The sequence below is a fragment of the Trichocoleus sp. FACHB-262 genome (assembly GCF_014696035.1).
Classification (GTDB): domain Bacteria; phylum Cyanobacteriota; class Cyanobacteriia; order FACHB-46; family FACHB-46; genus Trichocoleus.
This window is the reverse complement of the sequence record NZ_JACJPK010000017.1, coordinates 259,992-277,170: the sequence shown is the minus strand read 5'-3', so window position 1 is coordinate 277,170 and position 17,179 is coordinate 259,992. Positions and strand designations below refer to the sequence as shown.

15 protein-coding genes are annotated in these 17,179 nt (G+C 51.0%); 11 read left to right on the top strand and 4 right to left on the bottom strand.

From position 1 onward, the window contains the following. Positions 1-16: 16 nt before the first annotated feature. The 4 genes from H6F68_RS02445 to H6F68_RS02430 all read left to right on the top strand — a co-directional run bounded on the left by H6F68_RS02445 (position 17) and on the right by H6F68_RS02430 (position 6,316). A complete protein-coding gene (locus tag H6F68_RS02445) occupies positions 17-2,590 on the top strand; it encodes a cellulose biosynthesis cyclic di-GMP-binding regulatory protein BcsB (RefSeq protein WP_190556183.1) in 2,574 nt (857 codons plus the stop codon). Next, entirely contained in the window at positions 2,591-5,182 is a 2,592-nt protein-coding gene (gene bcsA, locus H6F68_RS02440) for a UDP-forming cellulose synthase catalytic subunit (protein WP_190556181.1), read from the top strand. Positions 5,183-5,374: 192 nt separating this feature from the next. Then, positions 5,375-5,866, top strand: a complete 492-nt coding sequence (locus tag H6F68_RS02435; protein WP_190556179.1) for a hypothetical protein — start codon at positions 5,375-5,377, stop codon at positions 5,864-5,866. Between the two features lie 54 nt (positions 5,867-5,920). Continuing rightward, entirely contained in the window at positions 5,921-6,316 is a 396-nt protein-coding gene (locus H6F68_RS02430) for a metal-sensitive transcriptional regulator (RefSeq protein WP_242065301.1), read from the top strand. Here the strand turns inward: H6F68_RS02430 and H6F68_RS02425 are convergent. Further along, on the bottom strand, positions 6,284-7,111 hold the full coding sequence (locus H6F68_RS02425; protein ID WP_399312567.1) for a muramidase: 828 nt from the start codon (positions 7,109-7,111) through the stop codon (positions 6,284-6,286). The two genes, H6F68_RS02430 and H6F68_RS02425, sit on opposite strands and share 33 nt — an antisense overlap. Next, positions 7,112-7,771: an SDR family oxidoreductase gene (locus H6F68_RS02420; protein WP_190554156.1), complete on the bottom strand. Its 660-nt coding sequence runs from the start codon at positions 7,769-7,771 to the stop codon at positions 7,112-7,114. Positions 7,772-8,363: 592 nt separating this feature from the next. On the opposite strand from H6F68_RS02420, the gene H6F68_RS02415 reads away from it, so the two are divergent. Continuing rightward, positions 8,364-9,092, top strand: coding sequence for a DUF1997 domain-containing protein (locus tag H6F68_RS02415; RefSeq protein ID WP_190431440.1), 729 nt, complete (start codon positions 8,364-8,366; stop codon positions 9,090-9,092). Positions 9,093-9,195: 103 nt separating this feature from the next. Here H6F68_RS02415 and H6F68_RS02410 read toward each other — a convergent pair whose 3' ends face one another. After that, a complete protein-coding gene (locus H6F68_RS02410; RefSeq protein ID WP_190431441.1) occupies positions 9,196-9,666 on the bottom strand; it encodes a DUF4079 domain-containing protein in 471 nt (156 codons plus the stop codon). Between the two features lie 187 nt (positions 9,667-9,853). Here H6F68_RS02410 and H6F68_RS02405 point away from each other — a divergent pair, with 187 nt between their 5' ends. Continuing rightward, positions 9,854-11,329, top strand: coding sequence for an ankyrin repeat domain-containing protein (locus tag H6F68_RS02405; protein WP_190556177.1), 1,476 nt, complete (start codon positions 9,854-9,856; stop codon positions 11,327-11,329). Between the two features lie 67 nt (positions 11,330-11,396). Here H6F68_RS02405 and purH read toward each other — a convergent pair whose 3' ends face one another. Beyond that, positions 11,397-12,959: a bifunctional phosphoribosylaminoimidazolecarboxamide formyltransferase/IMP cyclohydrolase gene (purH, locus tag H6F68_RS02400; RefSeq protein WP_190556175.1), complete on the bottom strand. Its 1,563-nt coding sequence runs from the start codon at positions 12,957-12,959 to the stop codon at positions 11,397-11,399. Positions 12,960-13,094: 135 nt separating this feature from the next. On the opposite strand from purH, the gene H6F68_RS02395 reads away from it, so the two are divergent. The 5 genes from H6F68_RS02395 to H6F68_RS02375 all read left to right on the top strand — a co-directional run bounded on the left by H6F68_RS02395 (position 13,095) and on the right by H6F68_RS02375 (position 17,178). Next, the gene (locus tag H6F68_RS02395; RefSeq protein ID WP_190556173.1) at positions 13,095-13,760 is read left to right on the top strand and encodes an alpha/beta hydrolase; all 666 of its coding nucleotides are present in this window, start codon (positions 13,095-13,097) and stop codon (positions 13,758-13,760) included. Between the two features lie 90 nt (positions 13,761-13,850). Further along, complete coding sequence (locus H6F68_RS02390; RefSeq protein ID WP_190431449.1) at positions 13,851-14,063, top strand: DUF2555 domain-containing protein; 213 nt, start codon at positions 13,851-13,853, stop codon at positions 14,061-14,063. A gap of 98 nt (positions 14,064-14,161) precedes the next feature. Then, a complete protein-coding gene (gene coaBC / locus H6F68_RS02385; RefSeq protein ID WP_190556171.1) occupies positions 14,162-15,391 on the top strand; it encodes a bifunctional phosphopantothenoylcysteine decarboxylase/phosphopantothenate--cysteine ligase CoaBC in 1,230 nt (409 codons plus the stop codon). A 108-nt stretch (positions 15,392-15,499) separates the two neighbouring features. Beyond that, positions 15,500-16,420, top strand: coding sequence for a putative selenate ABC transporter substrate-binding protein (locus H6F68_RS02380; RefSeq protein ID WP_190556168.1), 921 nt, complete (start codon positions 15,500-15,502; stop codon positions 16,418-16,420). Next, positions 16,417-17,178 (top strand): phosphonate ABC transporter ATP-binding protein, encoded by a 762-nt coding sequence (locus H6F68_RS02375; RefSeq protein WP_190556166.1) that lies wholly within the window; start codon positions 16,417-16,419, stop codon positions 17,176-17,178. The genes H6F68_RS02380 and H6F68_RS02375 overlap by 4 nt, the downstream gene beginning before the upstream one ends. Position 17,179: the final 1 nt, after the last annotated feature.

Sequence of the window (17,179 nt, the reverse complement as noted above, 5' to 3'; positions counted from 1 at the left end):
CTAAACTTACCCATCCATGCAACGCATCTTCCGGCACTTACTTTCATCTTCCCGCCGCCAGTCTTGCCCAGGGAGCCGCCAACAGCGCCCCGTGATCTGGCTCTTGTTACTCACCTTTGCGGGCACAGCGATTGGGGTGACGGCAAGCTTAGCCGTAGCCCAACAGAACGATCGCGATATTACCCAAGACGAAAACCAGGTGATCGAGGAGCTGACGCTGCCAGAACCGCCGCCCCAGGCTCCGGTATACCAACCTGCGCCTGAGCCTGCACCTTACGAACCTGCGCCAGAACCTGCACCCGAACCCGCACCTGCGGAAGCTCCAGCTCCCAGAGAACCAGCGGCGATTGAACCTGACCCTGAGCCTGCTGCTCCCCCAGCCGCCACTGCACCAGAACCTGCCAGCTCTCCTACCTCACCAGGAGCTAGTCCAAGTCCTAGCTCTACCCCGGATGCTGTCGCTGCCCGAGGCCCAACCGTTCCTTACGTCCTAGAATTCAACCGCAGCCCAGTCGTAGGTAATCGCTTGCGGTTACAAGGGGTGTTTGCGGATGCTCGCTTAGGATTTACCCGTCCCCGCACTTGGAATTTGCGTTCCGCCAAGGTACTGGTGCGGTTCCAACACTCGCCCGCCCTTTTAGCCAACCGTTCTAACTTAACCGTTCGAGTAAATGGAACGAGCGTTGGCAGTGTACCGCTGAACCGGAAGCAGTCTGAAATCGGCCAGGTTCTGTTGAATGTGCCGCCCAACTTAATTCAAGACTTTAATGAAGTGACGCTGGTGGCACAGCAGAACAACTCAGCCACCTGTACTGATCCTGCCGACCCCACCTTATGGACGGAAGTCTTACCTGATTCCAAGCTGATCTTTAACTATCAGCCCAAACCCGTCAAACTCGACTTTACCCGATACCCCTATCCTTTCTTCGACGACCTCAGCCTGGACCCAAATCGAGTCACCTATCTGTTACCCAACCAAGTCAATAGTGCTTGGTTGACCTCGGCGGCTCGCTTCCAGGCCGCGCTAGGACGCTTGGCAGAGTTTCGACCGCTAGAAACTCGGTTGGTGAAAAACCTCAATCAGGCAAAAGCAGACGAGCGCTTGGTGGTGATTGGCACTCCTGAAGAGCAACCGGCGCTGAAGTCGCTCAAGTTGCCATTGGCGATCGCTGACAACCAAGTGCTAGACGCTAGCCGCAACCCATTGCCAGCGGAGTCAGGCATTTTGATGCTGGCTACCACCCGCAACAATGGCATTCCGGTTTTGATTGCCACAGGGAATGGGCCGGAAGGCGTGAACAAAGCAGTGCAGTTTTTGGTGCAGTCGAAGGACCGCCAGATTGGTACAGGTTATTACCTAGTTGTGAATAGCGTTACCTCAGTGCCCACGCCGCCTCTGAGGCAATGGCCCGGTTATTTGCCCGAGAAAAACTCCTTCAAACTGCGTGAGCTCAATAACGCTGAGAACGAACCTTTTGAGGATGTTACGGTGCGGGGTGCTTATGCGCCGCCTGTAGAGGTAAATTTCCGAGCCTTGCCAGATGACCAGTTCACTCGTGGCAGCTCGATGAACTTGGTGTATAGCTACGGCCCGCAGGTGAATCCTCGACTCTCGACGGTGGAAGTACGACTCGATGGTGCCCCAATTGGCGGTAAGCGCCTGACCTCCGAGCAGGGAGCAGCTAGGGATACGTTAAATGTCAATCTCCCAGCTGAGTTAGTCAAACCGGATTCCAAAATTCAGGTAGCCTTCAACCTCAGTCCGCGTGAACCTGCTAACTGTGGTCGAATCAATGACCAGCAACTCTGGGGGAAAGTCCATGCTGACACCAACTTTAAACTCAAGCGCCAAAATGTCGTCCAAATTCCTGACCTGAAGTTGCTGTCTACGGGGTATCCCTTTGCTGCGCCTCAAGACCTCTCCACCACAGCAATCGTGGTTCCAGAAACACCATCCGTCACCGACTTGAGTACGTTGTTAGAGTTTAGTGAGCGCTTAGGTCGCCTCAGCCAAGCCGACACGGTGAAAATACAGGCTTACACCCAGGACGCTCTCACGACAGAAGTGAAGCAACGACAAAACTTAGTCGGAATTGGTGTGCGATCGCAGTTCCCCTTCCCCGAAGCGTTCCAAGAAAATGGCTTTGCCCTAAAAAATGTGTTTTCTCGCAAATGGAATCAAAGCCAGATTCAAGCCTTGCCAGATTCGGAAGGGGTAATCAAAGAAGTGATTTCTCCTTGGAACGACGATCGCGTCCTGCTGGCTTTGAGCGCACAAACAGAGGCAGGCTTACAGCAAGTGCAAAATTTGCTGAACCAAGACCCATTGTTCTTCCAGCTCAATGGCGATACGGTGCTGATTAGTGCCAATCAAGCAAGTGCTTCTGGCTACGATCCAGATGCTTACAATTTGGAGTTTCTCCAGCAAAGTTCTCAGCGACGGCTGGACAACAGCAATCCTTTCAGTAAAGTTTCGCGCTTTTTGCAAGACCATTGGTTCGTGCTGCCGACGGGGATCGTTGTATTTGCTTTGGGTCTCTACGGTATCACTCAGCTCTATCTCAAGCGTGTAGAAAAGCAGGATAAATAAATGGCCAATCCCTCTCCCCCGTTACGGCCAGATCCACCGCCCCTAGCGACTGGAGCGACAAGGCGATCGCCTCTAGACACATTAACCGATTGGTTGGTGAACCTGGTTCCCAGTTGGTTCGATCGCGCCTTGCAATCGCTTAACCGCCGCCAACTTTGGTTGTTAGCTTTACTCGTGCTCGTGCTCTCCTTGCCCTTGGTGACTACACCGCTGAAGGTTTGGCAGCAAGGCGTGATTGCAGGGCTCCTGGTTCTGATGGGTTGGTTGATTGTGCGCATTGAGCAGCAACGCAACAACCCGCAAACTAGCGAATATCTGCATTTGTTCTTGGTGTGGCTCAGTACAGTGACGACGGCTCGCTACCTGTACTATCGCACCGCTTACACTTTCAATTTTGACGGTTGGCTCAACGGCTTTTTTTGCATCCTCCTGTACGGGGCAGAGCTATACGCGATCATCACCCTGTTTTTGGCTTACTTCCAAACTCTGAAAATCAGAGAACGCCAACCCATTGACCTCTCTACTATTCCTAGCGATCGCTTGTTTAAGGTAGATGTTTATATTCCCACCTACAACGAAGATGTAGAGATTGTCCGCAAAACGGTTTTGGGAGCTTTAGCGATCGATTATCCTGCTGACAAAAAGCGGGTCTATATCTTAGATGACGGTCGAGCTGAGAAATATAAGGATAGACGAGAGTCTCTCCGCCAGATGTGTGAGGAACTTGGCTGCACCTTGCTGACTCGTGACAACAACGACCATGCCAAGGCAGGCAACATTAACACGGCCTTTAAGCGTACTGATGGCGACTTGGTCTTGATTTTGGACTGTGACCACATTCCTGCTCGACCCATTCTCCAAACGACAGTAGGCTTCTTTTACGATTCCAAGGTGGCATTTGTCCAGACGCCGCACTGGTTCTATAACCCAGACCCGTTTGAGCGCAACTTGCTGACTCGCGGCAAAGTGCCTGTGGGCAACGAACTCTTTTATAAAGTGCTGCAAAAAGGGAATGACTTTTGGAATGCAGCCTTTTTCTGCGGTTCCGCAGCGGTAATTCGCAAAGACTATGCCCTGCAAATTGGCGGAATTGCTACAGAAACAGTTACGGAAGACTGCCACACCGCTTTTCGGCTCCACTCCTTGGGCTATAAGTCGGTGTATTACGACCAAATCATGGTGGCAGGCTTAGCCCCAGAGAAATTCTCTTCTTACATTGGTCAGCAAGTGCGTTGGGCTAGAGGCATGGCCCAAATTTTGCGCCTAGAAAATCCTCTGCTCAACCGCAAGCTCAACCTGACTATTCCGCAGCGGATTTGCTATTTTTCGGCGACTTCGCACTTCTTCTTTGGCTTTCCGCGTTTGATGTACGCGATCGCTCCCACCCTTTTCCTGCTATTTGGCATCAATCCGATCCGGGGTTTAGGGCTTGAGACCTTAGCCTACGCCCTGCCACATATTCTCTTGTCGATGTACGCCAACTTCATCACCTACAAGAATGTGCGGTTCTCGTTCTGGAACGAGATTTACGAATTCGCCATGTCGTTCTACGCCGGAGCCGTGACTCTGATGGCGTTGATCAATCCTAGAATGGGGTCTTTCAACGTTACCGACAAAGGGTTATCTGTCACCAAACGAGACTTTGATTGGGAATCCGCCCGTCCCTTGGTAGTAGTGGCGGTTCTGGTTGCTCTGTCGGTGCTATCCGTGCCCTTCTGGTTGATTCTGCGGCCAGAAGATAGCGAAGCTGTGTTGGTGAACATGCTGTGGGGCATCTTCAACCTAGTGTTGATTGTGGCGGCAATCTTGGTTTCATTTGAACAGCCGCAATTACGACGAACCCACCGCCTCAACCGCAAGCTAACCGCAGTCATCTATGGCCCTGACCAAACCTGGAGAGGCAAAACTGAAGATGTCAGTGAGTCCGGGGCTAGAATTGTGCTCGATTCTTGGCCAAACTTACCAGACGAGATCGAGTTAGAACTCGTGGGTGACTATGGAGCCCGAGCGTTTCTCAAAGCGCGGATTGTGCGAGGAGTGCCGCTGAACGATGCCCAAACCATTTTAGTCGCTGACTTTATCAACCCTACCCAGTCAGAGCTGGATGCCTTGGCGATCGTGCTCTACTCGGATGTGCGCGAGTGGTATTCCCAAAATCGTACTGAAGTAGATGACCCCCTGGATTCTCTCCGCTTTATTGCGACCAGCTTGACTCGCTCTTTTCAAGAAGCCAAGCCCATTCAGGGCCAAAAGGTGCGCAAGCGCATTCAAACTCCCGCCCAGTTATATTGGGAAGGCCATTTTTATACGGCTATGGCGACTGAGATGGGAGTACGCAGCCTGCGGCTAGAATTTCACGAACCAATTGATGCTTTAGAGCAACTTCGGCAAAGCCAGCCCGTCGTCGGCGTGTTGCTAGAGGATGGTCATCCTTTACCCAAGCGTTTGTTGGCAGTAGTGCAAACAATAGAGCTATTAGCCAATTCTGGTAATGGAGATGCAGCATCGAGTACCGCGATCGAACTGCGCTTCCCAGAGCAATTGCAAGAACGCCAGGAAGGTCGAATCAAGCAACTTTTGGCAACGCTCTAGCCAAGAACCTCTAAAAGGTTTGGGAAAGGCACACCTCCGGAGGGTGTGCCTTTCCCTAAGCTAACTGATCTTTCGTTTCTTTCGTTCTTACGAGAGTCGTACAGGTGAGCGATCGCAAATAGTAAGATGCTTCCACGTTGGGCTTTAGTTTGGGCTTTATCCTGTGAGATATGATGGGGGAAAATTAAGGTGATGTTGTCTAGTCAGCAAAACGAGCAGAGCAGCCGGAATCCACTGGCGGCATTACTCAGACAAGCAAAATTTTTAAGTGTGGCGATCGCGCTGAGCTTGGCCGTTTTCCTGTGGGGTTGCGACGACCTAACTGCCGCCAATCTTCCAACACCACCGGAAACGGTTGCCTTTGAGCAAAGCTTAGCTCAGCACCTCCAGCAGACAGGAGCCAAAATGTATGGCGCTTACTGGTGTCCTCATTGTGCTGATCAAAAAGCTTTGTTTGGGCCTGCCGTGGCTACAGTGCCTTATGTAGAATGTGACCCAAAAGGCGAAAAACCCCAACCAGGCTTGTGTCAAGCTAAACAGATTGAAGGTTATCCTACCTGGGAGATTGGCGATCGTCTTTATTCGGGTACGCGATCGCTCTTGGAACTGGCTGCCTTATCAGGTTACAAAGCCCCATCTGTCAATAACCCAAGTGCAGAAGTCAGTCCTCAAACTTCCCCTTGAGATGAGCACCCTAAGTTAGAATGAAGCATACCTCTGCTGTCCTGGTTGAGCGCAATGACTAAATCTGAGCCCCATCCAAATGAAATGTTGTCCTCACTAAGGACAAACCATCTAACCTTCGAGGATGTAGCTCATGGCGATCATTCCCACGCTGTGGATGGCGTAGCCGATCATCCTCATGTCCACAGTGAAGAATCGCTACGGCGCATTGTCAACCGCCTTTCTCGCATTGAAGGTCATGTTCGTGGCATCAAAGTCATGGTGCAAGAGAGTCGTCCCTGCCCAGATGTATTGGTACAACTGGCCGCAGTTCGGGGAGCAGTAGACCGAGTGGCGCGGATGATTTTAGATGAGCATTTAACTCAGTGTGTTGCCCGTGCTGCTTTAGAAGGCAATATCGAAGTCGAAATTGAAGAGCTAAAAGCTGCCTTGGATCGATTCTTGCCCTAGCTGTTGGCTTAATAGGTTCCAATCAGACCAATGCATAATCGGTCGGGCTTCCGTATGGCGGGAAGCTCTCTCGGCCTCAAGTTCTTCTTGGAGTAGCTTTTGATAGATCTCTGGGAGCGCCCCTGTCATTTGATTATCCTCGATGCCATAGCCCAAGCTCGTCCAAGTACCTGATAACAGTTCTAAAACTGGGTTGATCTCACCCGCCCGTAATAAGGCCGGAATATCGACGCCCCAAGCTTGGGGATCTCGGAGCCAGGTATAAACTACCTCGTCTTGATACTGGGGTTCAAAGCTATAAGTTTCCCAAAACAGGAAGCGCGTGGAATTGGGGTGATACAAGCGCGCTTTTTCTGCCCAGGTGGTCGTAAGAAATTGATAGCGGCCTGCTGCCGTTGTGCAGTTGCCTTTGTTCGGTCCGTTGACGATCTTAATACAGAGATCGGGATGCTCAGTGAAGTCGGAAATGTGTTGGCCGCCATAGAGCACCGTATAAGGAGAGGCATCGTTCGACTCGCTAGCCGAAATAGTTCGCATCAAGGCCCGAACGTAGGGATCGCCTCCCGGCATGACTAAAGGCGGTAATTCGCTAGTAATTTGAGACTGCTCTGGCAAAGGCGATCGCGTGGGCCAATGCGAGAGAGCTAGTAAGAGACCCACCAGCGCAAGGCAGCTACCAATAAACCTTTGTAAGGCTTTAGTTCTACGGTTTTGGCGTCTGCTTTGCCGAGTAGAGGCTAGAGCGGGACGACGAGTACGACGTGGCGATCGCCGAATAGTATTACTTTCGTTCAATTAAGCCACACTGGTAAACAGTTCCTCGACGGGTCTGGCTGGAGCCTTTGCCTCAGCAATCACTTCCACAATCTGGTTGCGGGCTGTCGGTTGAAATAGCGCTTCAACACAAACCTGAGCAACCTGAGTACGGGGAATACTGCCGTCAAACAAAGTGTCAGCCTGGCTCAGCACCACTGCATTGGTTCCTTCTGCCTCGGTCAAACCGCCGGGTCGCACAATCGTATAAGTGAGACCGCTTTGTTGCAGATACTGCTCTGCCTGCTTTTTCCAAACCAAAATCAGGCCGAACAAGTTCAAGAAGTGGAAGAGCCGTGACACACAAAGGGAAGAAACAAAAACAAAATGCTCAATTCCGTGAGCTTTGGCTGCATTTACCAAATTTCGAGTGCCCTCGTAGTCCACTTTATAAGGACCTGTGACATCAAAACTGGGTCTGGCACCAGTAGCACACAGCAGGACCGTGCTGTCTCCTAAAGCGGTGGTTAAGGTATCAGGTTTTAAGACATCTCCGACCACTAATTCCACTTCAGGCGGGAAGCTGTCCCGAACGGTTGCAAGATCGCGCACCAATGCCCGGACGGGAATGTTGCGCTTGAGTAGTTCTTCTACAATCCTGCGACCTGTTTTGCCTGTGGCTCCAGCTACAAACGCTTTCATTGCTGTTTCTACTTTCCTGTTAGTACGTAGATTTTCCAGCGATAGACTACCTGCATAGCGCGATCGCTTGAGGCAGACTGCTCAACGAACCTAGACGATTATAGTGGAACTTCTGCAGTCGCTTACCTTTCTATAGAATGAATTGATCCCCACGGTAAAATTGAACTTTTGGTTAGTAATTTGTGAGTAGTTTGTTTGGTAAAAGAGTCAAGTTTGTTTTAGGTTGACTAGGCTGGAGTAGCGGTTGCTGGCTGATTGATCGAGATCTCACCCTAGCTGTGATGTCCTACTTCATTAACTCAGCGTAAAGCTACTAGACTGAAAAAATACTTAATTCCAGCCTAACTTGGCGCATAAATCCCGATTTCAATCCGTAACATTAAGCATGTTGAGCCGGAATAGCAGGAGCTATGCTGAGGAAACAATCATTCCGAGATTCACTCATCGCTTCCTCCGTCGAGATTGAGCCTGGAACAAAGTAGGGTTGGTTTTCCATCACTCTAAATTAAGTTCTATATAGAATGTGGAAAATCAATAGCCTGTTGAGAGTCCTAGAGTTGAGCGATGAGCAACTAGTGCAGGAACGCTTGCTATGCAGTCAAATTTCATTGAACATCAACCTGCTGATTCCGCTGAGGCAATTTTGCATCCAATGACAGGGTTTATCGAGCCGACTTATTTGAATTCAGAAGAAACTACTCAGGGCCAGACAGAGACAACTCAATTTCAGAGCCAGTTCATTGACTGCATGGAAATGTTTGCTGAGCGTGCCACCGTTGCTGAGTACATGGATTCTCATCATGGTTGGTTTCGTCGCTGTGCTCATCCTCTAAAAGTTGAAACTTTGGGTCAGAATGGTTACGCGCTCATTCTTGGTCCATACGGTTCCTTTGGTTATCAGGTAGAGCCGAGAGTCGGCTTAGATTTGCTTCCTCAAGACCAAGGGGTTTACCGAATTAGAACGATCCCGGTGCCCGACTATGTTCCTCAAGGCTATGAAGTGGATTTTCAAGCTGCGTTGCAATTGATAGAAGTGCCAACAGAGCAAGTTGCTGAAATGGCGAAAATCAAGCGCTCAGCGATCGCAAATCTACCCCCAGTAATGACGCAAGTGGAGTGGCAGTTGGATTTGGTGGTGTCGCTACAATTTCCCAAGTTTATCCATACGCTGCCAAAAAACATGATTCAAAATACGGGCGATCGCTTGCTTTACCAAGTGGTCAAGCAGATCTCTCGTCGCCTCACTTATAAGGTGCAAGAAGATTTTCATAATGAGATTGGAGTTCCGTTTCCAAAACACTTCAAGCGGAAATCGGCTTAATTCAAAACTTAGTTCAAGCATGCAAAAGGGGCGCAACTTGCGCCCCTTCTTTTTGGTTCAATGAGCCAAAATTCTGTCTAAGTTACCAACTAAGTTGCCAAGTCTAGGTAGGATTTAAAATGCGCTGAACAATTTGCATTCCCGTAACGGCTTGCCAGCTAAAAAGTCCTAGGAGTACGAAGTTGATGGCAATGTGGGTGTAGCGAGCCCAGTCCTTGCCCTTCTGCATAAAAGGGGTGAGCGCCGCAGAAACTGCAATCATTCCAGTCATACCTAGCCCTGCTAAAAGGTGAGGTCCGACGAATAGTTTGCCGTTATTAATGTAGGTGACAGCCATACCACTTAGCGTTCCGATTACCATGACAGCCAACAACAGCGAACCAAATTGATGGTGGCGAATGTTGAATCGACCTTTGAGTAGTTCTTTTTTCTCGTCCCCTTCGGCTGTACGAGTCCGTTGCCATTGGAAGCCTAGATAGGTTGCGTAAAAGGCGATCGCTAACAAAACCCACATCATTACAGGATGTAGAAAGTTGAGCCAGAATTTTGTCGATTCGGGGATCTCGAAGCTCATAAGGTGCTCAGGGGAATCAAGGATTGGCTAAGGAACTTCATAAAAGTTAGCATAATAGTCAACTCTCTATTGATAGAAAATTCACTGCTTCACCAAATTAGATTTACGGATAGTGTGGGCGGGCGAGCCCCAACCAGCAAAATTAAATGGGTGAACTATTACATTTCGCACGGGGTGATGTCAAAAAATGACCGCTGCTAACAATCTTGCGTTTCTTCAGGCGGTTAGACGGGGTGATGTGGGTCAAGTACAGGCTTTACTGGCATCTGGTGCGAGTCCTGATGCTAAAGATAAAGATGGCACCACGGCTTTAATGTTTGCAGCTCAGAGTGGCTACACCGAAATTGTGCGGTTGCTCTTGGAGGCGGGAGCCGAGGTTGATGCTGTCAGAGTGACGTTTGGCATCACGGCCCTCATGCTAGCAGCAGCCAATAACCGAGTTGATAGCGTGCAAATTTTGTTGGCCCACGGGGCAGCGGTGAATGCTCGCAATGATGACGGCAGTACGGCGCTAATGGCAGCAGCGCTGAAAGGCCATATCCATACGGTGCAACTTTTGCTACAAGCGGGTGCAAAGCCAGATGTGCAGGACAAAGATGAGGACACGGCGCTTAATTTAGCTGTGGCTCAAGGGCATACAGCAGTTGTCCGCGCTTTGCTAGAAGTGGGGGCCAATCCCAACCAAACCAGTTATGGTGAAACTGCCCTGACTTTAGCGGCCAGCGAGAATCGGGTAGAAGTTGTCAGAGTGTTGGTTGAGCACGGAGCAGCGATAGACGGTCAAACCCCAGACGGTAGAACTGCTTTGATGCAAGCGGCAGAGCTAGGCTTTGGGGGTGCCGTGCAAGCGCTGTTAGCCAAAGGTGCTAATGTCAATGTTCCAGATGGGGAGGGAGAAACAGCCCTAACTTTGGCAGCGGACCAAGGGCATTTGCCAGTGGTGCAAGCTTTGCTGGCGCAAGGTGCAGATGCGAATGCCAAGAACCAAGAAGGTGCTACCGCTTTAATGGCTGTGGCTGCTAGTGGAGAAATAGCGATCGCCACTGCTTTACTCAACGCAGGCGCAGATATTAATGCCAAAGATCAAGAGTCCGAAACGGCATTGAATTTAGCCGTGGTTGAGGGTCACACCGCAATGGTGGAGTTGCTGCTGAGTCGCGGTGCAGATTGTCAAACCCGCAACCGTTTAGGCGATACACCCCTAATGGTGGCAGCGATTCACGGCTACTGTGAGATTGCGATCGCGCTGCTGCGTCATGGCGCAGATGCAGCGGCGAGAAACTTTGGTGAAACGGCTCTGAGCATTGCTACGATGCGAGGTCGTACCCCTGTCGTACAAGCCTTGCTCGCTTATGGTGCCGATGCCAACACTCAAGGCGACGATGGCAAAACGCCTTTAATGAAAGCTTGCGATCGCGATTACGTCGATATTATGCAGGAGCTGCTGCAACAGGGAGCAGATGCAAATCTCCAAGACCAAGCGGGGGCAACTGCTCTAATGTGGGCAGCGCACCGAGGCCGAGTTGAAGCAGTCCAGATGTTGCTTAAGGCGGGAGCAGATGTCAACCTGAAGAATCGAGGTGGCTACACAGCGTTGATGTTGGCTGAATTTAATGGGTTTGATCAGGTAGCGCGATTGCTGAAACAAGCGGGGGCAGAGTGAAGAACCTAACCCCTGGCCCCTTCCCTACGAGGGAAGGGGAAATAGAGGCAGTGTTAGAGGTGGGTGGTTAGTGGAGGAAGTGGCGCACGCCTGTCAGCACCATGATGATGCCTAGCTCGTTGGCTGCTTGAATTGAATCTTGATCGCGCATGCTGCCACCCGGTTGAGCGATCGCCACAATGCCAGCGGCGGCAGCAGTTCGCACGGAGTCATCGAAGGGGAAGAAGCCGTCACTGGCTAGGGTGGCTCCTTGAACTTTGCCGCCTGCTTGCTCTAAGGCAATTTTGACGGAACCGACGCGATTCATTTGGCCTGCGCCCACTCCTAAAGTAGTGCGATCGCGCGTCACAACAATGGCATTGGACTTGACGTGCTTACAAACTTTCCAGGCAAACAGGAGTTCTTCTAGCTGCTCATCAGTGGGTTTGCGTTCTGTCACCACTTGCCATTGGGCAGGATCTTCAACCGCATCATCAGACGCTTGGACTAGAAAGCCTCCGGCGATCGCTTTGACATTATCTTTGGCACCGCTCCGCAGGTCAGGCAAGGTCAAAACCCGAACTTTCGATTTAGCTCCCAGAATTTCTTGAGCCTCAGCATCGCAACCTGGAGCAACCACACATTCCAAGAAGGTTTTGGTGAGTTCAGTCGCCGTTGCCGCATCAATCGGGCGGTTGAGAGCCACGATGCCACCAAACGCCGAAGTGGAATCGGCATTGAAGGCTTTCTGGTACGCTTCCACTAGGCTACTGCCTAAGGCAGTACCACAAGGATTGTTGTGTTTAATGATGGTGGCGGCAGCAGGACTTTGGGGATCACTAAATTCAGCAATAATGCGGCGCGCGGCTTCTAGGTCCACCAAGTTGTTGTAGCTCAGCTCTTTGCCTTGGAGCTTAGCCGCTGCGGCCCATCCGGTTGCTGTGGCTCCAGTTTGGTACCAAGCCGCAGATTGGTGGGGGTTTTCACCGTAGCGTAGCGGTTGCAACTGCTGACCAGAGAGGGAAAATTCCTGGGGCAGATCCGCTGATTCATGCTGAGCAGAGCTGCCTTGGCTTAGATAAGTAGCGATCGCTTGGTCATAGGCAGCCGTATGTTGGAAAGTCTGTAAGGCGCAAGCCCGACGGAATTCTAGAGACGCTGCGCCGTTGTTTTGCCGTAACTCTTGCAAATAAGTATTGTATTGAGTGGGATCGCAGAGTACGGTCAGGTGAGCGTGGTTTTTTGCCGAGGCTCGCAACATCGCTGGCCCACCAATATCGATCTGCTCGATCGCTTCGGCTAAAGTTACCCCTGGTTTGGCGATTGTTTGCTCGAAGGGGTAGAGATTCACCACAACTAGATCGATGGGGCGAATCTGGTGCGCTTCCAAATCCGCTAAATCTTGGGGCACATCTCGCCGGGCCAAAATGCCGCCATGAATCCGAGGCTGCAAGGTCTTGACGCGACCTCCCAAAATTTCGGGAAACCCCGTGTAATCGGACACTTTAGTTACAGGTAGCCCAGCGTCTTTTAGGGCTTGGGCGGTGCCCCCACTGCTGATTAGGTCAAACTCAAATTCTTCTACTAAGCTGCGAGCGAGGTCAATGAGACCCGTTTTATCCGATGTACTCAGCAGTGCTAGACGCGCCATGACGCCGAAATCTCCCCTAGTGCACAAACAGTCAGAAAACTTGCCTTACTCAGGATAAATGGAATTTGCACCGATGCGAAATTATGATTATCCAGGCAGCGATCGCTATTTGTCGCAATTCTGAAAGGAGTCACTTTGAGTCTACAGGCTATCTCAATTCCACCCGCAACAGGTCAAGCTCCCGAAGGACTAATCGTGGTCTTACATGGTTGGGGTGCAAATGCTCAAGATGTAGCATCGTTACTGCCCCTGCTGAATTTGTCGAATTGTCAATTTCTCTGCCCAGACGGGCCGTTGCCTCATCCTTACAACCCACCTTCTGGGCGCATGTGGTACAGCTTTGGTCAAACGCCGACCTTCCCCGTTGCCGACGGAACAGGTCTAGCAGCAAGCCGCCAACTGCTCACCGATTGGCTCCAATCTCTAGAAGGGCAGACAGGAGTGCCACTATCGAGAACGGTTCTGGCTGGTTTCTCCCAAGGCGGCGCAATGACGTTGGATGTGGGGCTTAGCTTACCGTTGGCAGGTTTGGTTTCTTTAAGCGGTTATTGGCATCAATCATCCCAACCCAAAAGCGATGCCTTTCCACCTGTGTTTATGGCGCATGGTCTGCAAGATAACGTCGTGCCTCTCAGTGCAGCGCGAGATGCGAGGGATCGGCTCCTAGCATTAGGGGTGTCAGTGCAGTATCAAGAATTTCAGATGGGGCACGATGTCCGTCCAGAAGTGTTGCAGCTCATGCGGACGTTTGTGCTTCAAGTACTGTCACAGAATCGTGCAAAAACTTCTTATAAAGTTTGACGGGTATACTGACTGAACTCAGTAGTATAGAGGGGTACTTGGATCAAGCTATCCACTACATGCTGGTGCTGCTGACGGGAGGTGCGGGCGATGACTACGTTGAGTATTTCGAGCCGACAGATTGAAGCGTTGACTGAGTCTGATGTTGCGGATTTAGCCACACGTCTAGAGCAGGATAGCTATACCAATCCGTTTGATGGATTGAATGATTGGCATCTCCTCCGGGCGATCGCCTTTCAACGTCCTGAACTGATTGAACCTTACATGCACCTGCTGGATTTAGAGGCCTACGACGAAGCCTAGAGTTGTGATTTAGCTAAAATCAAACCTCACCCCGCCTCCGGCACCCCTCTCCTGCTAGGGGAGGGGATGGGGAGAGGTCAATTCCAGTCAATCAATTCATGCTTCAAGGTAAACGAGTCTTAATCGGCATCAGTGGGGGCATTGCTGCTTACAAAATTTGTGAGGTTGTTTCCAACCTCGCCAAAGCGGGTGCCGAAGTCAAAGTCATTCTGACGCAGTCGGCTCAGGCATTTGTCACTCCCCTAACCTTTGCCACGCTATCGCGTTATCCTGCCTATACCGATCAAGATTTTTGGCAGCCAGTCCAGGGTCGTCCCCTCCATATTGAGTTAGGGGAATGGGCTGAAGTATTGCTGTTGGCTCCCCTCACCGCCAACACTCTAGCCAAGCTAGTCTACGGTTTAGCAGACAACTTACTCACGAACACGGTTCTGGCTTCTACCTGCCCAGTCCTACTAGCTCCAGCGATGAACACAGATATGTGGGAGCAGCAGGCAGTACAACGAAACTGGCAGCAACTTCAAGCTGACTCCCGCTATCACACCGTTGGGCCAGGGGCAGGCATCTTAGCTTGCGATCGCGTTGGGGCAGGTCGGATGGCAGAACCAGAAGAAATCTTGCCGCACTTGCTTTCCCTGGTGCACACGCGAGGCCAACGAGATTTAGCTGGCAGGCAAATTTTAATTAGTGCCGGGGGGACTCGTGAGCATCTCGACCCCGTTCGCTTTATTGGCAATCCTTCCACGGGCAAAATGGGTCTAGCTCTAGCGCAAGCAGCTCTACATCGTGGTGCTCAAGTCACCCTGGTTCATGCCCCCTTAATTGGAGTAAAGGCGAATGGCTGTTCGCCCTTACAAGGAGTGCGATCGCACCCCGTGGTCAGTGCCGAGGAGATGCGCCGAGCTTTGCTAGAGTGCTTACCCAATGCCGATTGGATTGTGATGTCAGCAGCGGTAGCGGATGTCAAACCTGCAGAGTACCACGCCGAAAAACTGCCCAAGCGATCGCTTCCTTCTACCCTACCCTTAGCCTCGGTGCCTGATATTGCCGCCGAAATTGGTACGCTCAAGCAACCCCACCAGCGGTTAATTGGCTTTGCCGCGCAAACCGGAGATATTGTCACCCCTGCTCTAGATAAACTGCGGCGAAAGAAGCTAGATGCGATCGCAGCAAATCCAGTCGATCAACCTGATAGTGGTTTCGGTACAGATACCAATCAAGCCGTTCTGCTCGATGCCCACGGTCGTCAAGTTCCTGTGCCTCAGTGCAGCAAGCTGGAAATGGCTCACCGTTTGTTTGACTTTGTACAAACCTTACCGTCTGGTTAATAGGACTCTAGGTAACGATCAACACTTTGGCTTGAGTACTAGGTTGTTCTCAAATTTGGATTATCATCTCTTCTGGTTTAGTGATATCTGGCAGAGATACAAGCCCGTATGAAAAAAATTAGTTTGGTCGGTTTATTGCTGTTGTTACTTCCCCTTGCCGCTTGCTCACCACGACCTAACTCAACGACATCAGCACCAAATGCGAATGGTCAGGTGCAGCCGTTGGTGGCAGGAGCTATTCCAGATCAAGATCCAGAGAAGTTGCAGCGCTTATATGACAAGCTGGCAGACTACTTAACTAAAGAATTGGGGGTGCCAGTTCAGTACAAACCTGTGACTGACTACACCGCAGCTGTGACTGCCTTTAAGGTGGGTGACCTAGATTTGGTTTGGTTTGGCGGTTTGACAGGGGTGCAAGCGCGCTTACAGGTGCCAGGGGCAGAAGCGATCGCCCAACGGGATATTGATGAGAAGTTTCACAGCGTCTTTATTGCTAACAAGTCTAGTGGTCTCACTCCCATTCAAGACCTAAAAGAATTAACCGCATTGAAGGGGCGGACGTTTACTTTTGGCAGTGAATCCTCGACTTCGGGACGATTGATGCCGCAGTACTTCCTTCAGCAATCGGGCATGAGTCTGAACGACTTCAAAGGCCAACCCGGATTTTCTAGTTCTCACGACGCCACGATTAAGTTGGTGGAGGCGGGGACTTACGACGCTGGTGTGCTAAATGAGCAAGTTTGGCGCGATCGCGTTAAGGCTGGGGAAGTCAATCTAGACAAGGTTATGGTGTTGTGGCAAACGCCCGCTTACTATGACTATCACTGGGTAGTCAATCCCCAGGTCAAACAGCGCTATGGTGAGGACTTTCCGCAGAAGGTACAAGCAGCTTTCCTAAAGCTAGACCCCAAAGTGCCAGAGCAAAAGGAAATTCTGAATTTGTTCGGGGCGCAGAAGTTTATCCCCACTCAGAATGGTAACTACGCCAAAATTGAAGCCGTAGGTCGCGAGATTGGCAAGATTAAATGAGTGCGGCTGGCCCGATTTTGGAGTTGAAACAGGTTGGTCAATGGTTTGGCTCGTTTCCCGCCTTGACCGAGATTAACTTGCAAATTCAAGCGGGAGAGCGGGTAGCTTTGGTTGGCCCTAGTGGGGCGGGAAAAAGTACATTAATCAGCTTGCTCAATGGCACCTTGTTTCCTACCCAAGGAGAGGTTTGGGCCATTGGTCGCAATTTGTCGATGCTTTCCCCTCAGACGTTGCGACGAGTACAGCAACAGATTGGTACTATCTACCAGCAGTTCCACCTGGTCGATAATCTACGAGTGGTGCATAACGTCAACGCAGGTCACTTGGGACACTGGTCTTGGTTGAAATCAGCCCTTTCCCTGCTTTGGCCTCTAGAAGTGGAAGTTGCCGTCAAAGCTCTGACTCAAGTGGGCATTCCTGAAAAGCTCTACGATCGCACTGATCAACTTTCGGGCGGGCAACAACAACGGGTGGCTTTAGCGCGAGTGTTAGTGCAAAACCCGACGGTGATTTTGGCGGATGAACCGATCGCCAGCCTCGACCCAGAGCGCAGCCGAGAAATCATGGATCTGTTACGCCATCTCAGCCAGAGTACAGGCAAAACCCTAGTAATGAGCTTGCACTCCATTGAACTGGCACAAAGCCACTGCGATCGCATCATTGGCTTAAGGCAAGGACGAATCCTCTTTGATGTGTCTTCGACTGCGATCTCACCTGAGATGATTGCAGCGCTCTACCGAATTGATCACGAAAATTAGA

Bases quoted from the DNA above. Each gene is read 5' to 3' on its own strand.
- H6F68_RS02445 (WP_190556183.1), top strand. From the start codon at position 17: ATGCAACGCATCTTCCGGCACTTACTTTCATCTTCCCGCCGCCAGTCT.
- bcsA (WP_190556181.1), top strand. From the start codon at position 2,591: ATGGCCAATCCCTCTCCCCCGTTACGGCCAGATCCACCGCCCCTAGCG.
- H6F68_RS02435 (WP_190556179.1), top strand. From the start codon at position 5,375: ATGTTGTCTAGTCAGCAAAACGAGCAGAGCAGCCGGAATCCACTGGCG.
- H6F68_RS02430 (WP_242065301.1), top strand. From the start codon at position 5,921: ATGACTAAATCTGAGCCCCATCCAAATGAAATGTTGTCCTCACTAAGG.
- H6F68_RS02420 (WP_190554156.1), bottom strand. From the start codon at position 7,771: ATGAAAGCGTTTGTAGCTGGAGCCACAGGCAAAACAGGTCGCAGGATT.
- H6F68_RS02415 (WP_190431440.1), top strand. From the start codon at position 8,364: ATGCAGTCAAATTTCATTGAACATCAACCTGCTGATTCCGCTGAGGCA.
- H6F68_RS02410 (WP_190431441.1), bottom strand. From the start codon at position 9,666: ATGAGCTTCGAGATCCCCGAATCGACAAAATTCTGGCTCAACTTTCTA.
- H6F68_RS02405 (WP_190556177.1), top strand. From the start codon at position 9,854: ATGACCGCTGCTAACAATCTTGCGTTTCTTCAGGCGGTTAGACGGGGT.
- purH (WP_190556175.1), bottom strand. From the start codon at position 12,959: ATGGCGCGTCTAGCACTGCTGAGTACATCGGATAAAACGGGTCTCATT.
- H6F68_RS02390 (WP_190431449.1), top strand. From the start codon at position 13,851: ATGACTACGTTGAGTATTTCGAGCCGACAGATTGAAGCGTTGACTGAG.
- coaBC (WP_190556171.1), top strand. From the start codon at position 14,162: ATGCTTCAAGGTAAACGAGTCTTAATCGGCATCAGTGGGGGCATTGCT.
- H6F68_RS02380 (WP_190556168.1), top strand. From the start codon at position 15,500: ATGAAAAAAATTAGTTTGGTCGGTTTATTGCTGTTGTTACTTCCCCTT.
- H6F68_RS02375 (WP_190556166.1), top strand. From the start codon at position 16,417: ATGAGTGCGGCTGGCCCGATTTTGGAGTTGAAACAGGTTGGTCAATGG.